General features: G+C 70.0%; 20 protein-coding genes and 1 riboswitch. Of the genes, 9 read left to right on the top strand and 11 right to left on the bottom strand.

The window, feature by feature from the left end; genetic code table 11:
* Positions 1-2 precede the first annotated feature (2 nt).
* The 3 genes from otsB to ABZT06_RS23715 form a co-directional block, all read right to left on the bottom strand.
* Complete coding sequence (otsB, locus tag ABZT06_RS23725) at positions 3-824, bottom strand: trehalose-phosphatase (protein WP_355744195.1); 822 nt, start codon at positions 822-824, stop codon at positions 3-5.
* A gap of 2 nt (positions 825-826) precedes the next feature.
* Entirely contained in the window at positions 827-2224 is a 1398-nt protein-coding gene (locus ABZT06_RS23720) for a trehalose-6-phosphate synthase (RefSeq protein ID WP_355744192.1), read from the bottom strand.
* 95 nt (positions 2225-2319) lie between these two features.
* Positions 2320-3264, bottom strand: coding sequence for a glucosyl-3-phosphoglycerate synthase (locus ABZT06_RS23715; protein WP_355744189.1), 945 nt, complete (start codon positions 3262-3264; stop codon positions 2320-2322).
* A 148-nt stretch (positions 3265-3412) separates the two neighbouring features.
* Positions 3413-3571, top strand: a riboswitch (SAM riboswitch).
* A gap of 17 nt (positions 3572-3588) precedes the next feature.
* Between ABZT06_RS23715 and thrC the strand changes: the two genes are divergently transcribed.
* The 6 genes from thrC (at position 3589) to ABZT06_RS23685 (ending at position 11334) form a co-directional block, all read left to right on the top strand.
* Positions 3589-4869, top strand: coding sequence for a threonine synthase (gene thrC, locus ABZT06_RS23710; RefSeq protein WP_355744186.1), 1281 nt, complete (start codon positions 3589-3591; stop codon positions 4867-4869).
* An 89-nt stretch (positions 4870-4958) separates the two neighbouring features.
* A complete protein-coding gene (locus tag ABZT06_RS23705) occupies positions 4959-5234 on the top strand; it encodes a MoaD/ThiS family protein (protein WP_123990075.1) in 276 nt (91 codons plus the stop codon).
* Positions 5235-5677: 443 nt separating this feature from the next.
* Positions 5678-5884: a cold-shock protein gene (locus tag ABZT06_RS23700; protein ID WP_007382895.1), complete on the top strand. Its 207-nt coding sequence runs from the start codon at positions 5678-5680 to the stop codon at positions 5882-5884.
* Between the two features lie 726 nt (positions 5885-6610).
* Positions 6611-8233, top strand: coding sequence for a chaperonin GroEL (groL, locus tag ABZT06_RS23695; RefSeq protein WP_355744181.1), 1623 nt, complete (start codon positions 6611-6613; stop codon positions 8231-8233).
* 360 nt (positions 8234-8593) lie between these two features.
* Positions 8594-9715: an NADH:flavin oxidoreductase gene (locus ABZT06_RS23690; protein WP_355744178.1), complete on the top strand. Its 1122-nt coding sequence runs from the start codon at positions 8594-8596 to the stop codon at positions 9713-9715.
* Positions 9716-9804: 89 nt separating this feature from the next.
* Complete coding sequence (locus ABZT06_RS23685) at positions 9805-11334, top strand: carboxylesterase family protein (RefSeq protein ID WP_355744175.1); 1530 nt, start codon at positions 9805-9807, stop codon at positions 11332-11334.
* Positions 11335-11343: 9 nt separating this feature from the next.
* On the opposite strand, the gene ABZT06_RS23680 is transcribed toward ABZT06_RS23685, so the two are convergent.
* The 7 genes from ABZT06_RS23680 to ABZT06_RS23650 all read right to left on the bottom strand — a co-directional run bounded on the left by ABZT06_RS23680 (position 11344) and on the right by ABZT06_RS23650 (position 15284).
* Entirely contained in the window at positions 11344-11913 is a 570-nt protein-coding gene (locus ABZT06_RS23680) for a hypothetical protein (protein WP_355744172.1), read from the bottom strand.
* A 31-nt stretch (positions 11914-11944) separates the two neighbouring features.
* Complete coding sequence (locus ABZT06_RS23675) at positions 11945-12196, bottom strand: type II toxin-antitoxin system RelE/ParE family toxin (RefSeq protein WP_355744169.1); 252 nt, start codon at positions 12194-12196, stop codon at positions 11945-11947.
* A gap of 11 nt (positions 12197-12207) precedes the next feature.
* Positions 12208-12468 carry a type II toxin-antitoxin system Phd/YefM family antitoxin gene (locus tag ABZT06_RS23670; RefSeq protein WP_355744166.1) on the bottom strand — a complete coding sequence of 87 codons (261 nt, stop codon included), beginning with the start codon at positions 12466-12468 and terminating at the stop codon, positions 12208-12210.
* A gap of 68 nt (positions 12469-12536) precedes the next feature.
* Positions 12537-13352 carry a hypothetical protein gene (locus ABZT06_RS23665; protein WP_355744641.1) on the bottom strand — a complete coding sequence of 272 codons (816 nt, stop codon included), beginning with the start codon at positions 13350-13352 and terminating at the stop codon, positions 12537-12539.
* A 262-nt stretch (positions 13353-13614) separates the two neighbouring features.
* The gene (locus ABZT06_RS23660) at positions 13615-14151 is read right to left on the bottom strand and encodes a DinB family protein (RefSeq protein WP_355744163.1); all 537 of its coding nucleotides are present in this window, start codon (positions 14149-14151) and stop codon (positions 13615-13617) included.
* Positions 14152-14260: 109 nt separating this feature from the next.
* Positions 14261-14461, bottom strand: a complete 201-nt coding sequence (locus ABZT06_RS23655) for a DUF397 domain-containing protein (protein WP_355744160.1) — start codon at positions 14459-14461, stop codon at positions 14261-14263.
* Positions 14445-15284 (bottom strand): helix-turn-helix transcriptional regulator, encoded by an 840-nt coding sequence (locus ABZT06_RS23650; protein ID WP_355744157.1) that lies wholly within the window; start codon positions 15282-15284, stop codon positions 14445-14447. Before ABZT06_RS23650 ends, ABZT06_RS23655 begins: the two co-directional genes overlap by 17 nt.
* Before the next feature lie 115 nt (positions 15285-15399).
* Here ABZT06_RS23650 and ABZT06_RS23645 point away from each other — a divergent pair, with 115 nt between their 5' ends.
* Genes ABZT06_RS23645 through ABZT06_RS23635 form a run of 3 tightly spaced genes read left to right on the top strand, consistent with a single transcriptional unit; the run spans position 15400 to position 17167 of the window.
* A complete protein-coding gene (locus tag ABZT06_RS23645; protein WP_355744154.1) occupies positions 15400-15792 on the top strand; it encodes a hypothetical protein in 393 nt (130 codons plus the stop codon).
* 9 nt (positions 15793-15801) lie between these two features.
* Positions 15802-16473 carry a class I SAM-dependent methyltransferase gene (locus tag ABZT06_RS23640; RefSeq protein ID WP_355744151.1) on the top strand — a complete coding sequence of 224 codons (672 nt, stop codon included), beginning with the start codon at positions 15802-15804 and terminating at the stop codon, positions 16471-16473.
* A 55-nt stretch (positions 16474-16528) separates the two neighbouring features.
* On the top strand, positions 16529-17167 hold the full coding sequence (locus ABZT06_RS23635) for a dihydrofolate reductase family protein (RefSeq protein ID WP_355744148.1): 639 nt from the start codon (positions 16529-16531) through the stop codon (positions 17165-17167).
* 5 nt (positions 17168-17172) lie between these two features.
* Here ABZT06_RS23635 and murQ read toward each other — a convergent pair whose 3' ends face one another.
* On the bottom strand, positions 17173-18108 hold the full coding sequence (murQ, locus tag ABZT06_RS23630) for an N-acetylmuramic acid 6-phosphate etherase (RefSeq protein ID WP_355744146.1): 936 nt from the start codon (positions 18106-18108) through the stop codon (positions 17173-17175).
* Positions 18109-18141 lie beyond the last annotated feature (33 nt).

Here is an 18141-nt window from a genome sequence, read left to right as displayed (position 1 = left end):
GGTCAGGCGAGGTGTTCGGCCAGGCCCCGCAGCAGGCTCACCGTGCCGGCCGGGCCGTCCACCACCAGGTCGGCCCGCTTGCGCAGCTCCGTCACCTCGTCGCTGCCGCTGCACACCAGAAGGCCGGGGGTACCGGTGGCGCGGAGGTCGTCGACCGCGGAGAAGGCGGGCAGGTCGCCCAGGTCGTCGCCGCCGTAGAGGACGGACGTGGCGGACAGTTCGCGGACGTGGGTCCGCAGGGCCACGCCCTTGTCCATGCCCGGCGGGCGCAGTTCCAGGACCAGCCGGCCCGGTTCGACGATGAGGCCGTGGCGGGTGGCCAGACCGGTCAGCGGGGCGCGGAGGGCGTCGAAGGCGGCCTGCGGGTCCGGGGCCCGTCGGGTGTGCACGGCCACCGCCCGGCCGCCCTTCTCCTCGATCCAGGCGCCGGTTCCGTCGAGGAGCCGCGGCAGCTCGGCCCGGACCGCGGCCACGCCCGGATGCGGCTCGGGCGCCGTGACCTGGCCCGTCGCCGCGTCCCAGCGCTCCGCGCCGTAGTGGCCCAGGACCGTCAGGTGCTCCAGGCCGGGTACGTCCGCGAAGCCGCCGTAGCGGACCGCGATCTCGGCCGGGCGGCCGGTGACCACCGCGACGGAGGCCACCTTCGGCGCCAGGGCGGCCAGGACGGCCACCGCCTCGGGGTGCGCCCGCGCCTGCTCCGGATCGGCCACGATCGGCGCCAGCGTCCCGTCGAAGTCGAGCCCGATCACCGCGCGGCGCGGCTCCGCGAGAATCGCCCGCAGCCCGTCCCGGCCGGCGGCGGTGGTGGGGGTGGGAAGGCTCATGGTCACCCGTTCAGTGCGTTCAGCTGGTCCAGGAACCACTGCGCCGGCGGGAGCGCCGTCGCCGCCGCGGCGAGCCGCTTCGCGCGTTCGGCCCGTTCGTGGGGCGGCAGCGTCAGGGCCTCGTGCAGGGCCGCCGCCGTCTGCTCCACGTCGTACGGGTTCACCACGATCGCGTCCTCGCCCAGCTCCTCGTACGCCCCGGCCTCCCGCGACAGCACCAGCGCGCACCCCTCGTCGGAGACCACCGGCACCTCCTTCGCGACCAGGTTCATGCCGTCCCGGATGGGGTTGACCAGCGCCACGTCGGCCAGCCGGTACGCGGCGAGGGAGCGCGCGAAGTCGTCCTCCACGTGCAGCAGGACCGGTGTCCAGCCGGGCGTGCCGAACGCGTCGTTGATCTCCTCCGCCACTCGCTGCACCTCGGCCGTGTAGTCCCGGTACACCGCCAGGTCCTGCCGCGACGGGTACGCGAACGCCACGTGCACGACCCGCTCCCGCCACTCCGGCCGCGACTCCAGCAGCCGCCGGTAGGCGTGCAGGCCCCGCACGATGTTCTTGGACAGCTCGGTGCGGTCGACCCGGACGATCGTCCTGCGGCCCTCGCCGATCTCCTCGCGGAGAGCGCCGATGCGCTCCTCGACGTCGGCCTCGTGGGAGCGCGTGCGCAGGAAATCGGCGTCCGCGCCCAGCCCGTGCACGCCGATACGCGTTTCGCCGAGCCCGCCCGCGAACTCCGTGCAGCAGGCCGTGAAGGCGTCCGCCCAGCGGCGGGTGAGGAAACCGAGCCGGTCGGCGCCCAGCATGCCGCGCAGCAGCTGCGAGGCGATGTCGTCCGGCAGCATCCGGAAGTAGTCCACCGGTGCCCACGGCGTGTGCGAGAAGTGGGCGATACGCAGGTCGGGGCGCAGCTCGCGGAGCATCCCCGGCACCAGGCACAGGTGGTAGTCCTGCACCAGGACCGCCGCCCCCTCGGCCGCCTCCTCGGCGAGCGCCTCGGCGAAGGCGCGGTTGTACGTCTCGTACGACGCCCACTGCCGCCGGAACTCCGCGTCGAAGGACGGCTCCAGGGGAGTCTGGTAGAGGAGGTGGTGGACGAACCACAGGACCGAGTTCGCGATGCCGTTGTACGCGTCCGCGTGCACGTCGGCCGGGATCGGGAGCATCCGGACGCCGTCCTCGCCGACCCCCTGCCGTACCGCCTCGCGGTCACCGTCGGACAGCGCCGAGCACACCCACAGCGCGCCCGCCTCCGGACCGATCGCCGACAGACCCGAGACCAGTCCGCCGCCACCCCGTCTGGGTTTCAGCGAACCGTCCTCCTGGACCTCGTAGGAGACCGGGCCGCGATTGGACGCGACCAGTACCTGGGCAGCACCCTGCACGGAAGACGTGGAAGCCATACGCCTCAACCTAGCCCGGCCCCCAAACGCTCAAACGTACGGATGCGCCCAGTGGGCGGACGTATACGGAACGCTCCGTTCTGTTACCTGGACCGTCACGCGACCTTCCGCTCCGCGTACTCCGCGATCTCCACCATCGGCGGCCGCTCCTCCGTGTCCACGGAGTACGTACGCGGCTCGAAGCCGTCCCGGCCCCGCTCGAACTGGGTGAGGGAGGGCCGGATCAGATGGCCGCGGGCCAGCCTCAGCTGGGCGGTGCGGTAGATCGCGGCGGACATCCGGCCCAGGGCCTGCCCGTCCTGGTGGCGGTGCTTGCGCACCCCCACGTCGACCTGGGCGAGCGCGTCCAGGCCGACCAGGTGCAGGGCGTCGACCAGCATGCCCAGCTCAACGCCGTAGCCGACGGGGAACGGCAGCTGCTCCAGCAGCGAGCGCCGGGCCGCGTACTCGCCGCCCAGCGGCTGCACGAAACCGGCCAGCTGCGGCCAGTGCATGTTCAGCAGCGGGCGCGCCATGAGCTCGGTGACCCGGCCGCCCTGTCCGGCGGCGCCGCCCAGGGGACGGTCGTACATGCCCTTGACCAGGTCGACCCCGGGGTCGGTGAGCAGCGGGCCCACGATGCCGGAGACGAAGTCCGAGGAGAACTCCTTCAGGTCGGCGTCGATGAAGCAGACGATGTCCCCGCTGGTGGCGAGCAGGGAGCGCCACAGGACCTCGCCCTTGCCGGGCACGGCGGGTATGCGCGGGAGGATGTCGTCACGGTGGACGACCCGCGCGCCGGCCGCGGCGGCGACCTCGGACGTGCGGTCGGTCGATCCCGAGTCGACGACGACGATCTCGTCGACGAGCGGGACCTGCTGCATGAGGTCATGACGTATCACGGCGACGATGTCACCGACCGTCTCCTCCTCGTTGAGCGCGGGCAGGACGACACTGACGGTCTGACCCGAGTTCCGCTTCGCGGCCATGATCCGGTGGAGCGGGCGATCGGTCACGGACCAGGAACGGGTGGCCAGCCAGCGCTCGACTTCGTTCAGCACAGTGCGCGGCTCCTCTGCGTGTGATCTGCGGGTGATCCATCTCGCGGTTCGGACGACTCTCTCAACTGTCCTGGTCGTCGGTTACAGTCTTGAACAACGCGGATGACCATCGCATGTCCAGGTTGGCCCGCCGTTCACAACTTCATACCGCTCATCCAGAGGGGCAGAGGGATACGGCCCGATGAAGCCCCGGCAACCCTCCAGTCGGTTCTCGTAGCGATCGATGACGATCGTCTCCGCGAGGCTCCCGACTCGGGAAGGTGCCAAATCCGTCTCACGGCGAAGTGCGTCGTGAGGAAGATGAGGAGAAAGGGCCTCGCCTCCATGGCTGCGCAGACTGTTGCAAGCACCACGAACTCCGTCGATCTGGGTCCCGCCGCGGCGCTGAGCTGCCGCGAATGCGGCCACCGCGTCCCGCTCGGCCCGGTCTTCGCCTGCGAGGAGTGTTTCGGCCCGCTCGAGATCGCGTACGACTTCTCGGCCTACGACACCGAGGAGCTCCGCAAGCAGATCGAGGCGGGTCCCGCGAACATCTGGCGTTACGCCCCGCTGCTGCCCGTCCCCGCGGACGTGGCGGACAAGCCCAACATCAACCCTGGCTGGACCCATCTCGTCAAGGCCGACAACCTCGCCCGTGAGCTCGGGGTGACCGGCGGCCTGTACATCAAGGACGACTCCGGCAACCCGACGCACTCCTTCAAGGACCGGGTCGTCGCGCAGGCCATCGAGGCCGCTCGCGCCTTCAACTTCACCACCCTCTCCTGCTCCTCCACCGGCAACCTCGCCGGCGCCGTGGGTGCCGCCGCCGCCCGGGCCGGCTTCCGTTCCTGCGTGTTCATCCCGCACGACCTGGAGCAGGGCAAGGTCGTCATGGCCGCGATCTACGGCGGCGAGCTCGTCGGCATCGAGGGCAACTACGACGACGTGAACCGCTTCTGCTCCGAGCTGATCGGCGACCCGGCGGGCGAGGGCTGGGGCTTCGTCAACGTCAACCTGCGGCCTTACTACGCAGAGGGGTCCAAGACCCTGGCGTACGAGATCTGCGAGCAGCTGGGCTGGCGGCTCCCCGACCAGCTGGTCGTGCCGATCGCCTCCGGCTCGCAGCTCACGAAGATCGACAAGGGTCTCCAGGAGCTGATCAAGCTGGGGCTCGTCGAGGACAAGCCGTACAAGATCTTCGGCGCGCAGGCCGAGGGGTGCAGCCCGGTTTCCGTCGCGTACAAGGCGGGGCACGATGTGGTCCGGCCGCAGAAGCCGAACACCATCGCCAAGTCGCTGGCCATCGGCAACCCCGCGGACGGGCCGTACGTCCTGGACATCGCGCGTCGTACCGGCGGTGCGGTGGAGGACGTGAACGACGAGCAGGTCGTCGACGCGATTCGGCTGCTCGCCCGGAGTGAGGGGATCTTCGCGGAGACCGCCGGTGGGGTGACCGTGGGTGTGACGAAGAAGCTGATCGAGAACGGCGTGCTGGATCCCTCGCTGACGACCGTTGTGCTGAACACCGGGGACGGTCTGAAGACGCTGGACGCGGTGGCGGGTACGGGTCTGACGGCGACGATTCGTCCCAACCTTGATTCGTTCCGCGAGGCCGGCCTCGCATAAGAGGTCGTTGTTCGTCTGCGGGCCTGCGGGGGCTGGTCGCGCAGTTCCCCGCGCCCCTGGGTGCGTTTACCTGACCGGAGGTCTTGAACATGAGCGTTTCCGTCCGTATCCCCACCATTCTGCGCACCTACACCGGCGGGCAGGCCGAGGTGCAGGCCGAGGGTGGGACCCTCGCCGAGGTCATCGCCGATCTGGAGAAGAACCACACGGGTATCGCCGCGCGTGTTCTCGACGACCAGGGCAAGCTGCGGCGGTTCGTGAATGTGTACGTGAACGACGACGATGTGCGGTTCGAGCAGGGGCTGGAGACGGCGACGCCCGACGGCGCCGGCGTCTCCATCATCCCGGCGGTCGCCGGCGGGTGACCGTATGACTGGTCATTACCTTCGGTAACAGTAATTACCGAGTGTTCATCTGATTGCCCTCTCCGCGAGAGAAGCGGAGGGGGCAATTCTCTATGGTTGAGCACGGTACAGTTGGGGAAGCTGCGGCTCTCTTCATGCCGCACGCATATGAGTTCTCGCTTCGCGGGCGATGAGAAGTAGCCAAAGTGTGCGCGTCTTATGTGCCTTATGTGTCCTTTATGGGGCCCGACTTGCCCCGAATTCAGGCGAATTCTCGCTACATTCCGGACCCCTTCCGTCCAGAATTCTCGTCCGATTGACCTGTTGCAGACGGCAGTTGGACAGATACATTCAGCCGCGGTCGACGCGTTCCGGCGCACGCCCCCAACCATGTGGGGGGTGAGGTCTGACCCGGATCCATGAAGTGTGGGTCCGTGCAAGGGCCAGTAATAGGGGAGTTAGGCATGGCTCAGGGCACCGTCAAGTGGTTCAACGCGGAGAAGGGGTACGGCTTCATCGCGGTCGACGGTGGTGCGGATGTATTCGTCCACTACAGCGCGATTCAGATGGACGGCTACCGCACCCTTGAAGAGGGCCAGCGGGTCGAGTTCGAGATCTCGCAGGGTCAGAAGGGGCCGCAGGCGGACATGGTTCGTCTCGCGACTGGCTGAAGCACGCGCCGGGTAACAACAGCGTCGTTCTTCGTTCTTCTTCGGAGGGCTCGTACCCCATGGGGAGTCATGGGTACGGGCCCTTCGGCATGTGCCTCCGGCGGTTGAGCGGGGGGTTGTGCGGGTGTGGGTTCGTTGTCTTGTGCGGGTTCGGTCGGGGCGGGCCTTTTGCGCAGTTCCCCGCGCCCCTGATGCGTTGGCCTGCGGCGGCTGGGCGGCTGGGCGGCTGGGCGGTCGGGCGGCTGCGGGGTCGGTGGGGGCGGGCGTTTTTGCGCAGTTCCCCGCGCCCCTGGGTGCCTGCGGCGCAGCTGCGGGCCCGGTGGGGGGTTGTGTAGCGCCTGCGGTAGGTCGGGGCCGGGGTGGGGGTGTCCGTCCTCGGTCCGGCGGCTCGGTCTCTTGAGCAGGGCCCCGTGACGGACGTCGGCTGCTGCGGGCGGAGACCCCCCACCCCATCCCCTGCCCGCCGTGCGCGGCTCGCGGGTCGTGGGCTGACCGGGCCTCTGGCGGGTGGGCCGGGGGCTCGATACGCGAGAGGCGCTTGCACTCGACCATGCCGAGTGCTAATCATTGGCGTTAGCACTCTGAAGGTGAGAGTGACAAAGATGGACCGGGTCGGTGAGGCCCGCAGGCCATGTGGGGCAAGGATCCACAGGCCGGCGAGCCGTCCGTCGCGGGCGCGGGCGCGGTCCGAAGGAATCACCCCCAGTCCTGGAGGGACCACTTCACATGGCCAAGATCATCGCGTTCGACGAGGAGGCGCGGCGCGGCCTCGAGCGCGGCATGAACCAGCTCGCGGACGCCGTGAAGGTGACGCTCGGCCCCAAGGGCCGCAACGTCGTCCTCGAGAAGAAGTGGGGCGCCCCCACGATCACCAACGATGGTGTCTCCATCGCCAAGGAGATCGAGCTCGAGGACCCGTACGAGAAGATCGGCGCCGAGCTGGTCAAGGAAGTCGCCAAGAAGACGGACGACGTCGCCGGTGACGGTACGACCACCGCGACCGTGCTCGCCCAGGCCCTGGTCAAGGAGGGCCTGCGCAACGTAGCCGCCGGCGCCAACCCCATGGCCCTCAAGCGCGGTATCGAGAAGGCCGTCGAGGCCGTCTCCGCCGCCCTGCTCGAGCAGGCCAAGGATGTCGAGACCAAGGAGCAGATCGCCTCCACGGCCTCCATCTCCGCCGCCGACACCCAGATCGGCGAGCTCATCGCCGAGGCGATGGACAAGGTCGGCAAGGAAGGCGTCATCACCGTCGAGGAGTCCCAGACCTTCGGTCTGGAGCTGGAGCTCACCGAGGGTATGCGCTTCGACAAGGGCTACATCTCGGCGTACTTCGCCACCGACATGGAGCGGATGGAGGCGTCGCTCGACGACCCCTACATCCTCATCGCCAACTCCAAGATCGGCTCCGTCAAGGACCTGCTCCCGCTCCTGGAGAAGGTCATGCAGTCGGGCAAGCCGCTGCTGATCATCGCCGAGGACGTCGAGGGCGAGGCCCTGTCGACCCTGGTCGTCAACAAGATCCGTGGCACCTTCAAGTCCGTCGCCGTCAAGGCCCCGGGCTTCGGTGACCGCCGCAAGGCCATGCTCGGCGACATCGCCATCCTCACGGGCGGCGAGGTCATCTCCGAGGAGGTCGGCCTCAAGCTGGAGAACGCGACCCTGGACCTCCTGGGCCGCGCCCGCAAGGTCGTCATCACCAAGGACGAGACCACCATCGTCGACGGTGCCGGTTCCTCGGACCAGGTCAACGGCCGGGTGAACCAGATCCGCGCCGAGATCGAGAACAGCGACTCGGACTACGACCGCGAGAAGCTCCAGGAGCGCCTGGCCAAGCTCGCCGGTGGCGTCGCCGTCATCAAGGCCGGTGCCGCGACCGAGGTCGAGCTCAAGGAGCGCAAGCACCGCATCGAGGACGCCGTGCGCAACGCCAAGGCGGCCGTCGAGGAGGGCATCGTCGCCGGTGGTGGCGTGGCGCTCCTCCAGGCCTCCAGCGTCTTCGAGAAGCTGGACCTCTCGGGTGACGAGCAGACCGGCGCCAACGCCGTGAAGCTCGCGCTGGAGGCCCCGCTCAAGCAGATCGCCGTCAACGGTGGTCTCGAGGGTGGCGTCATCGTCGAGAAGGTGCGCAACCTGCCCGTCGGCCACGGCCTGAACGCCGCGACCGGTGAGTACGTCGACATGATCGCCGAGGGCATCATCGACCCGGCGAAGGTCACGCGCTCTGCCCTGCAGAACGCCGCCTCCATCGCCGCGCTCTTCCTCACCACCGAGGCCGTCATCGCCGACAAGCCGGAGAAGGCCGCCGCGCCCGCCGGTGGCGGTATGCCGGGCGGTGACATGGACTTCTGATCGACCTCTGGTTGATCCGCGTCCTTGCCGAGGGCGGCACCACCCGGAAACGGGGTGTGCCGCCTTCGGGTTTTTCTGCGCTATGCTTGATCACGAGCCGCCCGACGTGAACTCCCGTCGGCCGACTACGCGTTGGTGGTCCAAGGAAAGACGCCCCGCTTCCTGCGGGGAAATGCAGGTGCAAGGCCTGCCCAGCGCTCGACAGGAAGCCCGTCCCACGGTCGTGGGGCGGGCTTCTTTCATGCGTGGCCACACCCTGCGTGGTCGGTGTCACAGCGCGCCGGGAAATCCTGAGGCCGATGACGCGGTTGGCACCTGAGTAGTGTCCATGCGTATGCACATACCGAGGAGTACCCACACGTGACCGCCCCCGCCACCTCCCGTGCCGCCGACATCCTCTCCCGTCCGGTTCACATCAACGGCCTGACCGTCCCGAACCGCATCGTGATGGCGCCCATGACCCGTTCCTTCTCCCCGGGCGGCATCCCCGGCGCGGACGTGGCGTCGTACTACTCGCGTCGCGCGGCCGCCGGAGTCGGTCTGATCGTCACCGAGGGCACGTACGTCGGCCACGAGTCGGCCGGGCAGAGCGACAGCATCCCGCGGTTCCACGGTGAGGAGCAGCTCGCGGGCTGGGCGAAGGTCGCCGAGCAGGTGCACGCGGCGGGCGGCACCATCGTCCCGCAGCTGTGGCACATCGGCATGGTGCGTGAGCAGGGACAGCCGCCCTACGCCGACGCCCCCGCCGTCGGCCCCTCCGGCATCCGCCTCGGCACCGACGAGCCCGCCGGCAAGGCGATGACCCAGCGCGACCTGGACGACGTCATCGGCGCGTTCGCCGAGGCCGCGGCCGCCGCCGAGCGCATCGGCTTCGACGGCGTGGAACTGCACGGCGCCCACGGCTACCTCCTCGACCAGTTCCTGTGGGCGGGCACCAACCGCCGCACCGACGCCTACGGCGGCGACCCCGTCGCCCGTACGAAGTTCGCGGCGGAGATCGTGGCGGCCGTACGCGAGACGGTGTCGCCCGAGTTCCCGGTCATCTTCCGGTACTCGCAGTGGAAGCAGGAGGCCTACAAGGCACGGCTCGCCGAGACCCCGGAGGAGCTGGAGGCGATCCTCGCCCCGCTCGCCGCGGCCGGTGTCGACGCTTTCCACGCCTCCACCCGCCGGTACTGGCTCCCGGAGTTCGACGGCTCCGACCTCAACCTCGCCGGCTGGACCAAGAAGCTCACCGGCAGGACCACCATCACCGTCGGGTCGGTCGGCCTCGACGGCGACTTCATCCGCGGCTTCATGGGCGAGGGCTCCCCGGTCAAGGGCATCGACGACCTGCTCGACGCCCTGGAGCGCGAGGAGTACGACATGGTCGCCGTCGGACGGGCACTGCTCCAGGACCCCGAGTGGGCCGCGAAGGTGCTGGCCGGCCGCTTCGACGAGCTTGCGCCGTACGACGCGTCCGCGCTGAAGTCGTTGAGCTGACGGCACAAGGACCCTCGACTTGGTTGACTCAGGCAAGGGACGTGGGCTGGAGTGAGCGAAGCAGCCCCGACCTGTGAGGAGTTCGACCGATGACGTCAGCCGAGGGTCTCGAAGTGCGTACCGCGGCCGGTGCCGTGCGCGGGCGGGCCGAGGACGGACTGGTGGTCTTCCGGGGGATACCGTTCGCCGAACCGCCGGTCGGCGAGGCGCGGTTCCAGGCACCGCGGCCCGTCAGGAGCTGGGAGGGGACCCGGGAGGCGTACGCCTTCGGGCCCCCGCCCCCGCAGGAGGCCGGCTTCCAGGGGCGCGCGGGTGTGGTGGAGACGCCCACCGGCGACGACTGGCTGACGGTCAACGTCTGGACCCCCGGCACGGACCCGGCGGCCCGCCGCCCCGTCATGGTGTGGATCTACGGCGGCGCCTACAAACTGGGCCACACCGGCAGCCCCGGCTACGACGCCCAGCACCTCGCGCGCGCCGGTGACGTCGTCGTCGTGACCCTCAACTACCGCGTCGGCATCGAGGGGTTCGCCCTGCTGGAGGGGGCGCCCGCGAACCGGGGCCTGCTCGACCAGGTCGCGGCGCTGGAGTGGGTCCGGGACAACATCACGGCGTTCGGCGGGGACCCCGGGCAGGTCACGGTGTTCGGGGAGTCGGCGGGCGCGGGATCGGTCGCCTCGCTGCTGGCGATGGAGAGCGCGCGGGGCCTGTTCGGGCGGGCCGTCGCGCAGAGCGTGCCCGGCACGTACTTCTCCGCCGAACTGGCCCGGGACATAGCGGTGGAGATCGGCAAGGAGGCGGGGCTCGCCCCGACAGCCGCCGCGCTGTCCGCCGTGGACCCGCGTGAACTCCCGGCGGTCGGCGAGCGGTTGAGCCTGCGCATGCGTGAGTACGACGACCGGTGGGGGCAGGTGGCGCCCACCGTCACCCCCTTCTCGCCGGTCGTCGACGGCGAGGTACTGCCGTGCACGCCCTGGGAGGCGCTGGCGGCGGGCGCCGGGCGGGACGTGGAACTGCTCGCCGGGCACAACCGGGACGAGTACCGCCTCTTCCTCGCCCTGGGTGATCAGCTCGGCAGGATCACCGAGGAGCAGACGGCCGCGGCCCTGCGGATGTTCGCACCGGGCCCGGACGGTGAACGCGCCTACCGCGAGGCATTCCCCGACGCCACGCCGACCGAACTCTACGAACGCGTGCAGACCGACTGGCTGTTCAACATGCCGTCCCAGCGGCTGGCGGAAGCGCAGGTCGCGGGCGGCGGCCGGGCCCACCTCTACGAACTGACCTGGCCCGCCCCGGGCCTCGGCGGCGCGCTCGGCGCGTGCCACGGCCTGGACATCCCGCTGCTGTTCGGCACCTACGACGCCGACCTCGGGGCTCTGCTGTTCGCGGGGACCGGCGTGCCCGACGAGGCCAGGGCGCTGACCGCGCTCTTCCAGTCGGCGTGGACGGGGTTCGCGCGGACCGGGGACCCGGGGTGGCCGGCGTACGACGCCGAGGGCCGCCTGACGCGGGTGCTGGACGGGGCGGTGGCGGCGGAGGTACGGCCGTACCCGGAGGAGGTCTCGCGGCGGCTGTGGGAGGGGTACGAATTCCCGGCGCTGCCCCTGCTGAAGTAGGCGGCGCTTCTAGAGGTTGCCGAGCGGCTCGATGTCCACCCGCACCGGGGTGCCCCACACCCGCAGCACCTCGTAGTCGGTGAACTCGTGGACGAGCCGGTACGCCATCGCGGCGCGCGGCGCACGGCGCTGGGCGGCGATGTACAGCTCGGCCTCGTGCCGGTCCCGCCTCGGCGTCCCGCACAGCTGCCACTCCTGGCCGGTCCACTGCTCCGGCAGCCACCGCTGCTGGGGCTGCGGACGGTCCTCGCGCACCCCGTACCGGGAGGGGGCGGGTTCGGTCGAGCGGGGGCGCGCGGAGGGGCCGTTGATCTCGGCGCGGCGGGCCGCCCTGCGCCGGGTCTCGCACAGCAGGCACAGGTCGGGGGCGTTCTCGTCGACCGGGCCGTTCGGGTGTTCGGCGCAGCGGGTGGTGGGGGCGGCGGTGGTGACGCTGTCCTCCAGCAGGTCCAGCGCACGCTTCAGGTCGGTCCTGACCTCGTGCAGCTTGGCGTCCGGCGCGTCGGCGGTGAGCGAGTCACCGTGCTCGCCGAGCACGCGGAGGGCACGGCCTAGGGCGGTGAGCTGGGCGTGGTTCATGGGGTGGCTCCGGTTCTTGCTGGGGCCCGGGTTAGGTGCTGCGGCCGACCTTCAGCACATGGATGGTGATGGTCTCGCCGTCCGGCTGGTACAGCACGCGCCACGTTCCCACGTGCAGGCGGTAGAAGCCGGAGGTGCCCAGAGGGCGGGCAGCCTCCGGGGTGGGCTCGTCGGCGAGTGCGCGTACTGCCACGGCCGTTGCCTTGGCGCCGACGGGGTCGATGACGCGCAGACGCCGGAACTCGTTCATGGCGGCGTTCTCCCACACCACTGTGTGGGTCACGAAGCGGCCTCTTAAGTGTCTTCTTCCTCCAGCTGTGCCATGAACTCGTCGTGGGACATCGAGGGGCCGGTCGGAGCTGCCTGACGAGCGCGCGCTTCAGCGATGTCAGCCTCGTCCCGCAGCCGCTGAAGCTCTTCGAGCTCGCTTATCGGGATGAGCGCAGCGGCGGGCTTGCCGTACTCGGTGATCAGGATCTGTTCTTGGCCGTGCCGGACACGGCCGACCAGTTGACCGAGCTGGTTGCGAGCCTCTACGAGGGGATACGTGTCCACGCGAAAACTGTACACACCTGCAAGTGTGTGCGCTGACAGCAGGGACTGAGCAGAGGGTGTGCACTTCGTCATGTGCGCATGCTCTCTTCTCGTCTCCGGGACATCGCAGCCCGGATCTCGTCCACGCGGGCGTGGATCTCGGGGGCGGGCAGGAGTGCGGTGGGGCGCGCGGGGGCGTGTGCGTCCCGGCAACCTCCGCAGACGCCCCCTGGCAGGGCCTCCGGACGCCCTGGTACTCCACACTCCGCGCACTCCAGGATCCGGCGGGGCGCTTGGGGACGCGGGAGCTCGGGGGGGAGCTTGTCGGTCAGGCGGCGGCGGAGCAGGGCGGCCGGGTGGTGGACGGGGGTCGGCAGACCGCTGGTCAGGGCGTGCCGTACGACGTCCTCGGCGGCTCCCCGCGCGAACCACTCCGCCACCAGCGGGGCGAGGGCCGCGCAGTCGGCGGCGGAGAGGGACAGAGGAGGGGTCTCGCGGCCCAGCGCGGCGAGGAGGATGTGGGCGCGGGATCGGGTGGGCGGGCGGTCCGGTGCTTCCTGCGGTACGTCACCCCGCGTGAAGGCGGCCCACCAGTCGTCATTGCGTGCGGTACGGGAGAACCACGATCGGGTGATCCAGCGGGTACTTCCGGTATCGGACTCCAGGCGTTCGCGCCCCCGGCGCAAGTGGCCTGCCTGTTGGAGGCGGTTGAGGGCGGTGCGGAGAGCGCACTGTCCATACGGCAGCGTCTTGGCCAGCGTCTTTACGGAGATGTCGGCGCCGTCCGGGAGGCGGTCGACGTACGCGGCGATGGCGGCTTCGCGGGGTGGGAGGTCGGCGAAGTCGTGCGCGGTGCGGGGGTGTTGGTCGGGGGCGCTGCGTTTGCCGTATCCCGGGTTCGCCATGGGATGCGCGGGCAGGAAGGGAGCACTAAACTCGGCGTCAGCCACGGGATCGACTCTCATTCGATCTTGCAGGTCAAGCCCCCGCAGGTGTTGGTAGCACCTGGCGGGGGCTGTTCGTTCTGCGGGCACGGTAGACGATCGTGACTGTGCGTGGCAAACCGGTCGCTTCGCGTCAACTCGCGGGGAGGGTGGGTGGGTTGAGGCCCGCCATCCATTCCTTGAAAAGGGGTCTCGGAGCTGGACGCTTGAGCTTCGGGGGCGGTCAGCCCATGCTCTTGGCGCCGTCCAGGGACTCGCGGATGATGTCGGCGTGGCCGGCGTGCTGGGCGGTCTCGGCGACGATGTGCAGCAGCACCCTGCGGGCCGACCACTGAGCCTCGGCCTCGAACCACGGGGCCTTGGGCAGCGGATGGGCGGCGTCCAGGTCGGGCAGGGTGGCGACCAGTTCGTCCGTCCGGTCGGCCGTCTCCGCGTAGTCGGCCAGCACGCCGGCCAGGGTCTCGCCGGGCAGCATCCGGAACTCGTCGGCCCGCCGGGCCCAGTCGTCCTCGGTCATGGCGGTGAAGTCGCCCATCGACGACGGGCCCTTCTCGATGAAGCCCACCCAGTTGCGTTCCACCGACGTGACGTGCTTGATCAGGCCGCCGAGACACAGTTCGCTGACGGTGGTCCGCTGCCCGGCCTGCTCGTCGGTGAGGTCACGGGTGGTGAAGCGCAGGAAGTGCCGCTGCTTGGCCAGCGCCTCCAGCAGGTCGGCGCGCTCGCCGGTGGGCAGGGTGGTCTTCGTGGCGGTGGTCATGGTGTGGCCCTCCGTGGATTGCTGTTCCGTCGACAAGTCACACGTTAGGAGGCATGTAGGTCAGATCCTGACCTCTTGGGGGAGGGGGGTTGTCCAACAGCGCGGGCCGTTACCCGGTCCAGTGGTCGCGGGCGGTGGCCTCCACGAACGCCGACCACGCCTCCGGCCGGAGCATGAGCTTCGGGCCGTGGGGGTTCTTGGAGTCGCGGACGGGAACGGCGGTGGGGTGGCCGAGGGCCACTTCGAGGCAGTTGTCGCCGCCACCGCCGCTGTACGTCGACTTGTGCCAGGTCTCAGGGTTGTTTCTCATGGGCGTAATCCTGCGCCAACGCCTCGATCAGGGCCAGGGAGTTCTCCGGTGAGAGCGCGGAGGCCACGAGGAGATCGAACGTGAACCTCAGCTGGGCGACGGTAGCCGGGTCGTCCTCCATCCGTCCGGTGCGTACTCCCTCGTAGTAGACCAGCGGAGGGGCGTCTTCGAACTCCATCAGTTTCATGGCGCCTTGCATCGCCGCGTGTGCTCCCGCGCTGAGCGACAGCACCTGCATCATGACCCGGCTCCGGCGCGCCAGGGCGGCGAGGTGGCGCAGAGCCTCGGCCATCACCGTCCGGCCACCGGTCTCCCGACGCAAGGCGGCCTCGTCAAGCACTGCCCACAACAACGGCTTTGTTGGATGGTCGAGCAAGCGGGTTCGCTCCAACCGGCCGTTCACCCACTCGTCAATGGTTTCCTTCGGTGCTGTGGGGTCGTACGCACAGTTCACGGCTCGTGCGTACGCGGGCGTCTGCAGCAGTCCGGGGATCAGGAGTGGCGTGTACTCCCTGATCACCGTGGCCTGGGCCTCAGCCTCGGCCACCTCCGAGAAGTGCTCCGGGTACCTGGACTTGGCCGCCGCCGCGCAGTTCCGCTGGAAGAACCCGTCGGTCCCCAGTACCTCGTCCAGCAGCCGTGCGACATCCCGCTGCATCCTCCGCGTACCCGCCTCCAACTGCCCCACGAACGACCCGCTCACGAACAGCCGTTGCCCCAGCTCCTCCTGGCTGAGCCCCGCCTTCTCCCGCGCGTGCCGCAGCTCCGCGCCCAGCAGTGCCCTCGGTGACGACGACGGGTCCAGATCCTTCGGTCCTGCCATGCGTGACTCCCGATCCACCAGCCGCAGTTGTTGGGTCGCCCTGTCTGGCCAGGTTAGATCCGTAACCGACACGCTGTGTTGTGAATCACCAACCCAGCGTGCCGATGGAGGAAGCGTGCGGTCCACCCAAGAAGTCCTGGAGTCTCTGCGAGAGGCACTCACCGGCGTCGGCGTCGTGCTGCCGTCCCTCGCCGTCGACCCCCTCACGGGCGCCGGTGACGAGCCGTTCCCGCTGGTCGACCTCGGGCGGTGCAACGTACGCACGGCTGAGCGGCTGGCCTCGGTCCTGCGCGGGGAGCGGCCGCCGGTCGGGGCGTATGTCGTGGACGTACGGGACGGGCGCGTGGGGGAGGTGAGGGGGCACCTGGCCGGGAGGGTGCAGCTCAGGCCCCTCGGGGGCGGCCGGGAGTGGGACTGCCCACCGGAGTCCACCGGGCCCGCGCCGCAGGGTGAGGTGTTGCGGGCGAGGGTACGCAAGGCCAACAGGGAAGGGCGGATGCCCTGTTGAAATGGGCCCATGCCTCTCCTGGACGCCCTCGCCCGCTTCAACGACGCCCACCCGTGGAGCCACAACGCCCACTTCCACCCGTGGATCATGCGCCAGTTGCCCGCCCGCTTAGACCGTGCCCTCGACGTCGGCTGCGGTTCCGGGGACCTCGCCCGGCTGCTGGCCACGCGCGCGAGGCAGGTCCACGGCATCGACAGCGACGAGCGGATCATCGGCGAGGCGAGGGAGTCGACCCGTTCCGGGCTCCCCGTCGACTTCTCCGCCGCGGACGCGCTGTCGTACGACGAGGGGGGCCGTTACGACGTCATCACCTGTGTCGCCGTACTCCACCACCTGCCCCTGACCGAGACCCTCAGCCGTTTCCGAGAACAACTGGCCCCCGGCGGAATCCTGGTCGTCGTCGGCCTGACGGAGGAGGACACCCACGTCCAGACACTCCTCGGCCTCGCGTCCGTCCCACTCAACCTGGTCGCCGGGTGGGTCAAGAACAGGGGACGTACGCCACCACATCCCCCCGTCGCGATGACCGCCCCGACCCGCCCGGCCGACGTCCCCTACACCGCGTTCGTCTGCGAAGCCCGCCGCATCCTCCCCGGCGCCCGTGTCAGGCACCGGCTCTTCTGGCGCTACAGCCTCGTCTGGAAAAAGGTGCGCGCCGATGTCGATCCAGGCACGCTCTGAACGACGCAGAGGTGAGAGCACGACACCGCACGACACCACGCGAGAGGCCAAGACCATGCCGAAGGTCCGTGTACACAACGTGACGATCTCCCTCGACGGCTTCATGGCCGGTCCGAACCAGCGACTGGACACCCCCTTCGGCGACGGCGTCGGCTGGGGCGACGACCTGCACCGCTGGTTCATGTCCGCGTCGGAGGAGGCGGCCGCGGGGAAGTCCGGGATCGACGTCGACTATTTCGTCCGCGGGGACCAGAACATCGGCGCCACGATCATGGGGCGGAACATGTTCGGCCCGCAGCGCGGGCCCTGGGAGGACGAGTCCTGGCAGGGCTGGTGGGGTGAGAACCCGCCCTACCACCACGACGTCTTCGTCCACACCCACCACCTGCGCCCGGCACTGGAGATGGCCGGCGGAACCACCTTCCACTTCACGGACGAGCAGCCGGAGGCGGTGCTCCGGCGCGCCTTCGACGCCGCAGACGGCAAGGACGTGCGGATCGGCGGCGGGGCGGCGGTCATCCGGCAGTATCTGCGCGCCGGGCTGATCGACGAGGTCCACCTGGCGATCGCGCCGCTCCTCATCGGACGCGGGGAGCGGCTGCTCGACGACCTGGGCGACGGGATCGCCGGCTACCGGGTGTCCGAGCTGGTCAGCTCGCCGAACGTCACCCACGCGGTGCTCGTCCGCAGCTGAGCCTGCTAGCGGGTGGCCGCCGCCAGTGCCGCGCGCAGATGGCCGTCGGACTCCTCCAGGAGACGCGCCGCCGTGGGGCCGTCCACGTCGGCCAGGATGGTCAGGATGGCGTTCTTCACCTCGCCGTCCGTGGCGGCCAGGGCCCCCTCGACCTCCTCCTCACCGGCGCCGGTGGCGAGGGCGACGATACGGCGGGAACGGGCGCGCAGCTTCTCGTTGGAGGCGCGGACGTCGACCATCAGGTTTCCGTAGGTCTTGCCGAGGCGGATCATCGTGATCGTCGACAGCATGTTGAGGACGAGCTTCTGGGCGGTCCCGGCCTTGAGGCGGGTGGAGCCGGTGAGCAGTTCGGGGCCCACCACGACCTCGATGCCGTGGTCGGCGGCCGCGGCGAGCGCGCTGTCGGCGTTGCAGGACAGGCCCACGGTCAACGCCCCTTGCGCGCGGGCGTGTTCCACCGCGCCGACGGCGTAAGGGGTACGACCGGACGCGGACACCCCGACCACCGTGTCCACGTCCGTCACCGCGAGCCCGTCCAGGTCGGCCCGCGCCAGCTCCGCGGAGTCCTCGGCCCCCTCGACGGACGTGACCAGGGCTTCCGGGCCGCCCGCGATCAGGCCCACGACCTGCGCCGGGTCCGTGTTGAAGGTCGGCGGGCACTCGGAGGCGTCCAGCACACCGAGGCGTCCGGCGGTCCCGGCACCGGCGTAGATCAGCCGGCCGCCCCGGGCCATCCGCTCGGCGATCGCGTCGATGGCGGCGGCGATGCGCGGCAGCTGCCGGGACACCGCGGCGGGCACGGAGGCGTCCTCGCCGTTCATCAGCCGGGCGATGTCGAGGGTCGGCAACCGGTCGATGTCGGCGAGCTCGGGCCGGAACGCCTCGGTGGTCAGCGTCTCCAACTGGGCTTGCAGATCACGGGGGTCGGAGGAGGAGGTCATGGAGGAGTGGCTCTTTCTTCGTGACCGACGTCT

The sequence above is a fragment of the Streptomyces sp. NPDC005483 genome, from assembly GCF_040606035.1.
Taxonomy (GTDB): Bacteria; Actinomycetota; Actinomycetes; order Streptomycetales; family Streptomycetaceae; genus Streptomyces.
The sequence above is the reverse complement of the archived record's forward strand: the minus strand, read 5'-3'. Positions and strand labels throughout refer to the sequence as shown.

What these genes read in the sequence shown, in the direction of transcription:
- ABZT06_RS23665 (WP_355744641.1), bottom strand. Translation starts at nt 13,352, where the DNA reads ATGGCGAACCCGGGATACGGCAAACGCAGCGCCCCCGACCAACACCCC.
- ABZT06_RS23635 (WP_355744148.1), top strand. Translation starts at nt 16,529, where the DNA reads ATGCCGAAGGTCCGTGTACACAACGTGACGATCTCCCTCGACGGCTTC.
- ABZT06_RS23650 (WP_355744157.1), bottom strand. Translation starts at nt 15,284, where the DNA reads ATGGCAGGACCGAAGGATCTGGACCCGTCGTCGTCACCGAGGGCACTG.
- otsB (WP_355744195.1), bottom strand. Translation starts at nt 824, where the DNA reads ATGAGCCTTCCCACCCCCACCACCGCCGCCGGCCGGGACGGGCTGCGG.
- groL (WP_355744181.1), top strand. Translation starts at nt 6,611, where the DNA reads ATGGCCAAGATCATCGCGTTCGACGAGGAGGCGCGGCGCGGCCTCGAG.
- ABZT06_RS23660 (WP_355744163.1), bottom strand. Translation starts at nt 14,151, where the DNA reads ATGACCACCGCCACGAAGACCACCCTGCCCACCGGCGAGCGCGCCGAC.
- thrC (WP_355744186.1), top strand. Translation starts at nt 3,589, where the DNA reads ATGGCTGCGCAGACTGTTGCAAGCACCACGAACTCCGTCGATCTGGGT.
- ABZT06_RS23680 (WP_355744172.1), bottom strand. Translation starts at nt 11,913, where the DNA reads ATGAACCACGCCCAGCTCACCGCCCTAGGCCGTGCCCTCCGCGTGCTC.
- ABZT06_RS23640 (WP_355744151.1), top strand. Translation starts at nt 15,802, where the DNA reads ATGCCTCTCCTGGACGCCCTCGCCCGCTTCAACGACGCCCACCCGTGG.
- ABZT06_RS23720 (WP_355744192.1), bottom strand. Translation starts at nt 2,224, where the DNA reads ATGGCTTCCACGTCTTCCGTGCAGGGTGCTGCCCAGGTACTGGTCGCG.
- ABZT06_RS23655 (WP_355744160.1), bottom strand. Translation starts at nt 14,461, where the DNA reads ATGAGAAACAACCCTGAGACCTGGCACAAGTCGACGTACAGCGGCGGT.
- ABZT06_RS23700 (WP_007382895.1), top strand. Translation starts at nt 5,678, where the DNA reads ATGGCTCAGGGCACCGTCAAGTGGTTCAACGCGGAGAAGGGGTACGGC.
- ABZT06_RS23685 (WP_355744175.1), top strand. Translation starts at nt 9,805, where the DNA reads ATGACGTCAGCCGAGGGTCTCGAAGTGCGTACCGCGGCCGGTGCCGTG.
- murQ (WP_355744146.1), bottom strand. Translation starts at nt 18,108, where the DNA reads ATGACCTCCTCCTCCGACCCCCGTGATCTGCAAGCCCAGTTGGAGACG.
- ABZT06_RS23705 (WP_123990075.1), top strand. Translation starts at nt 4,959, where the DNA reads ATGAGCGTTTCCGTCCGTATCCCCACCATTCTGCGCACCTACACCGGC.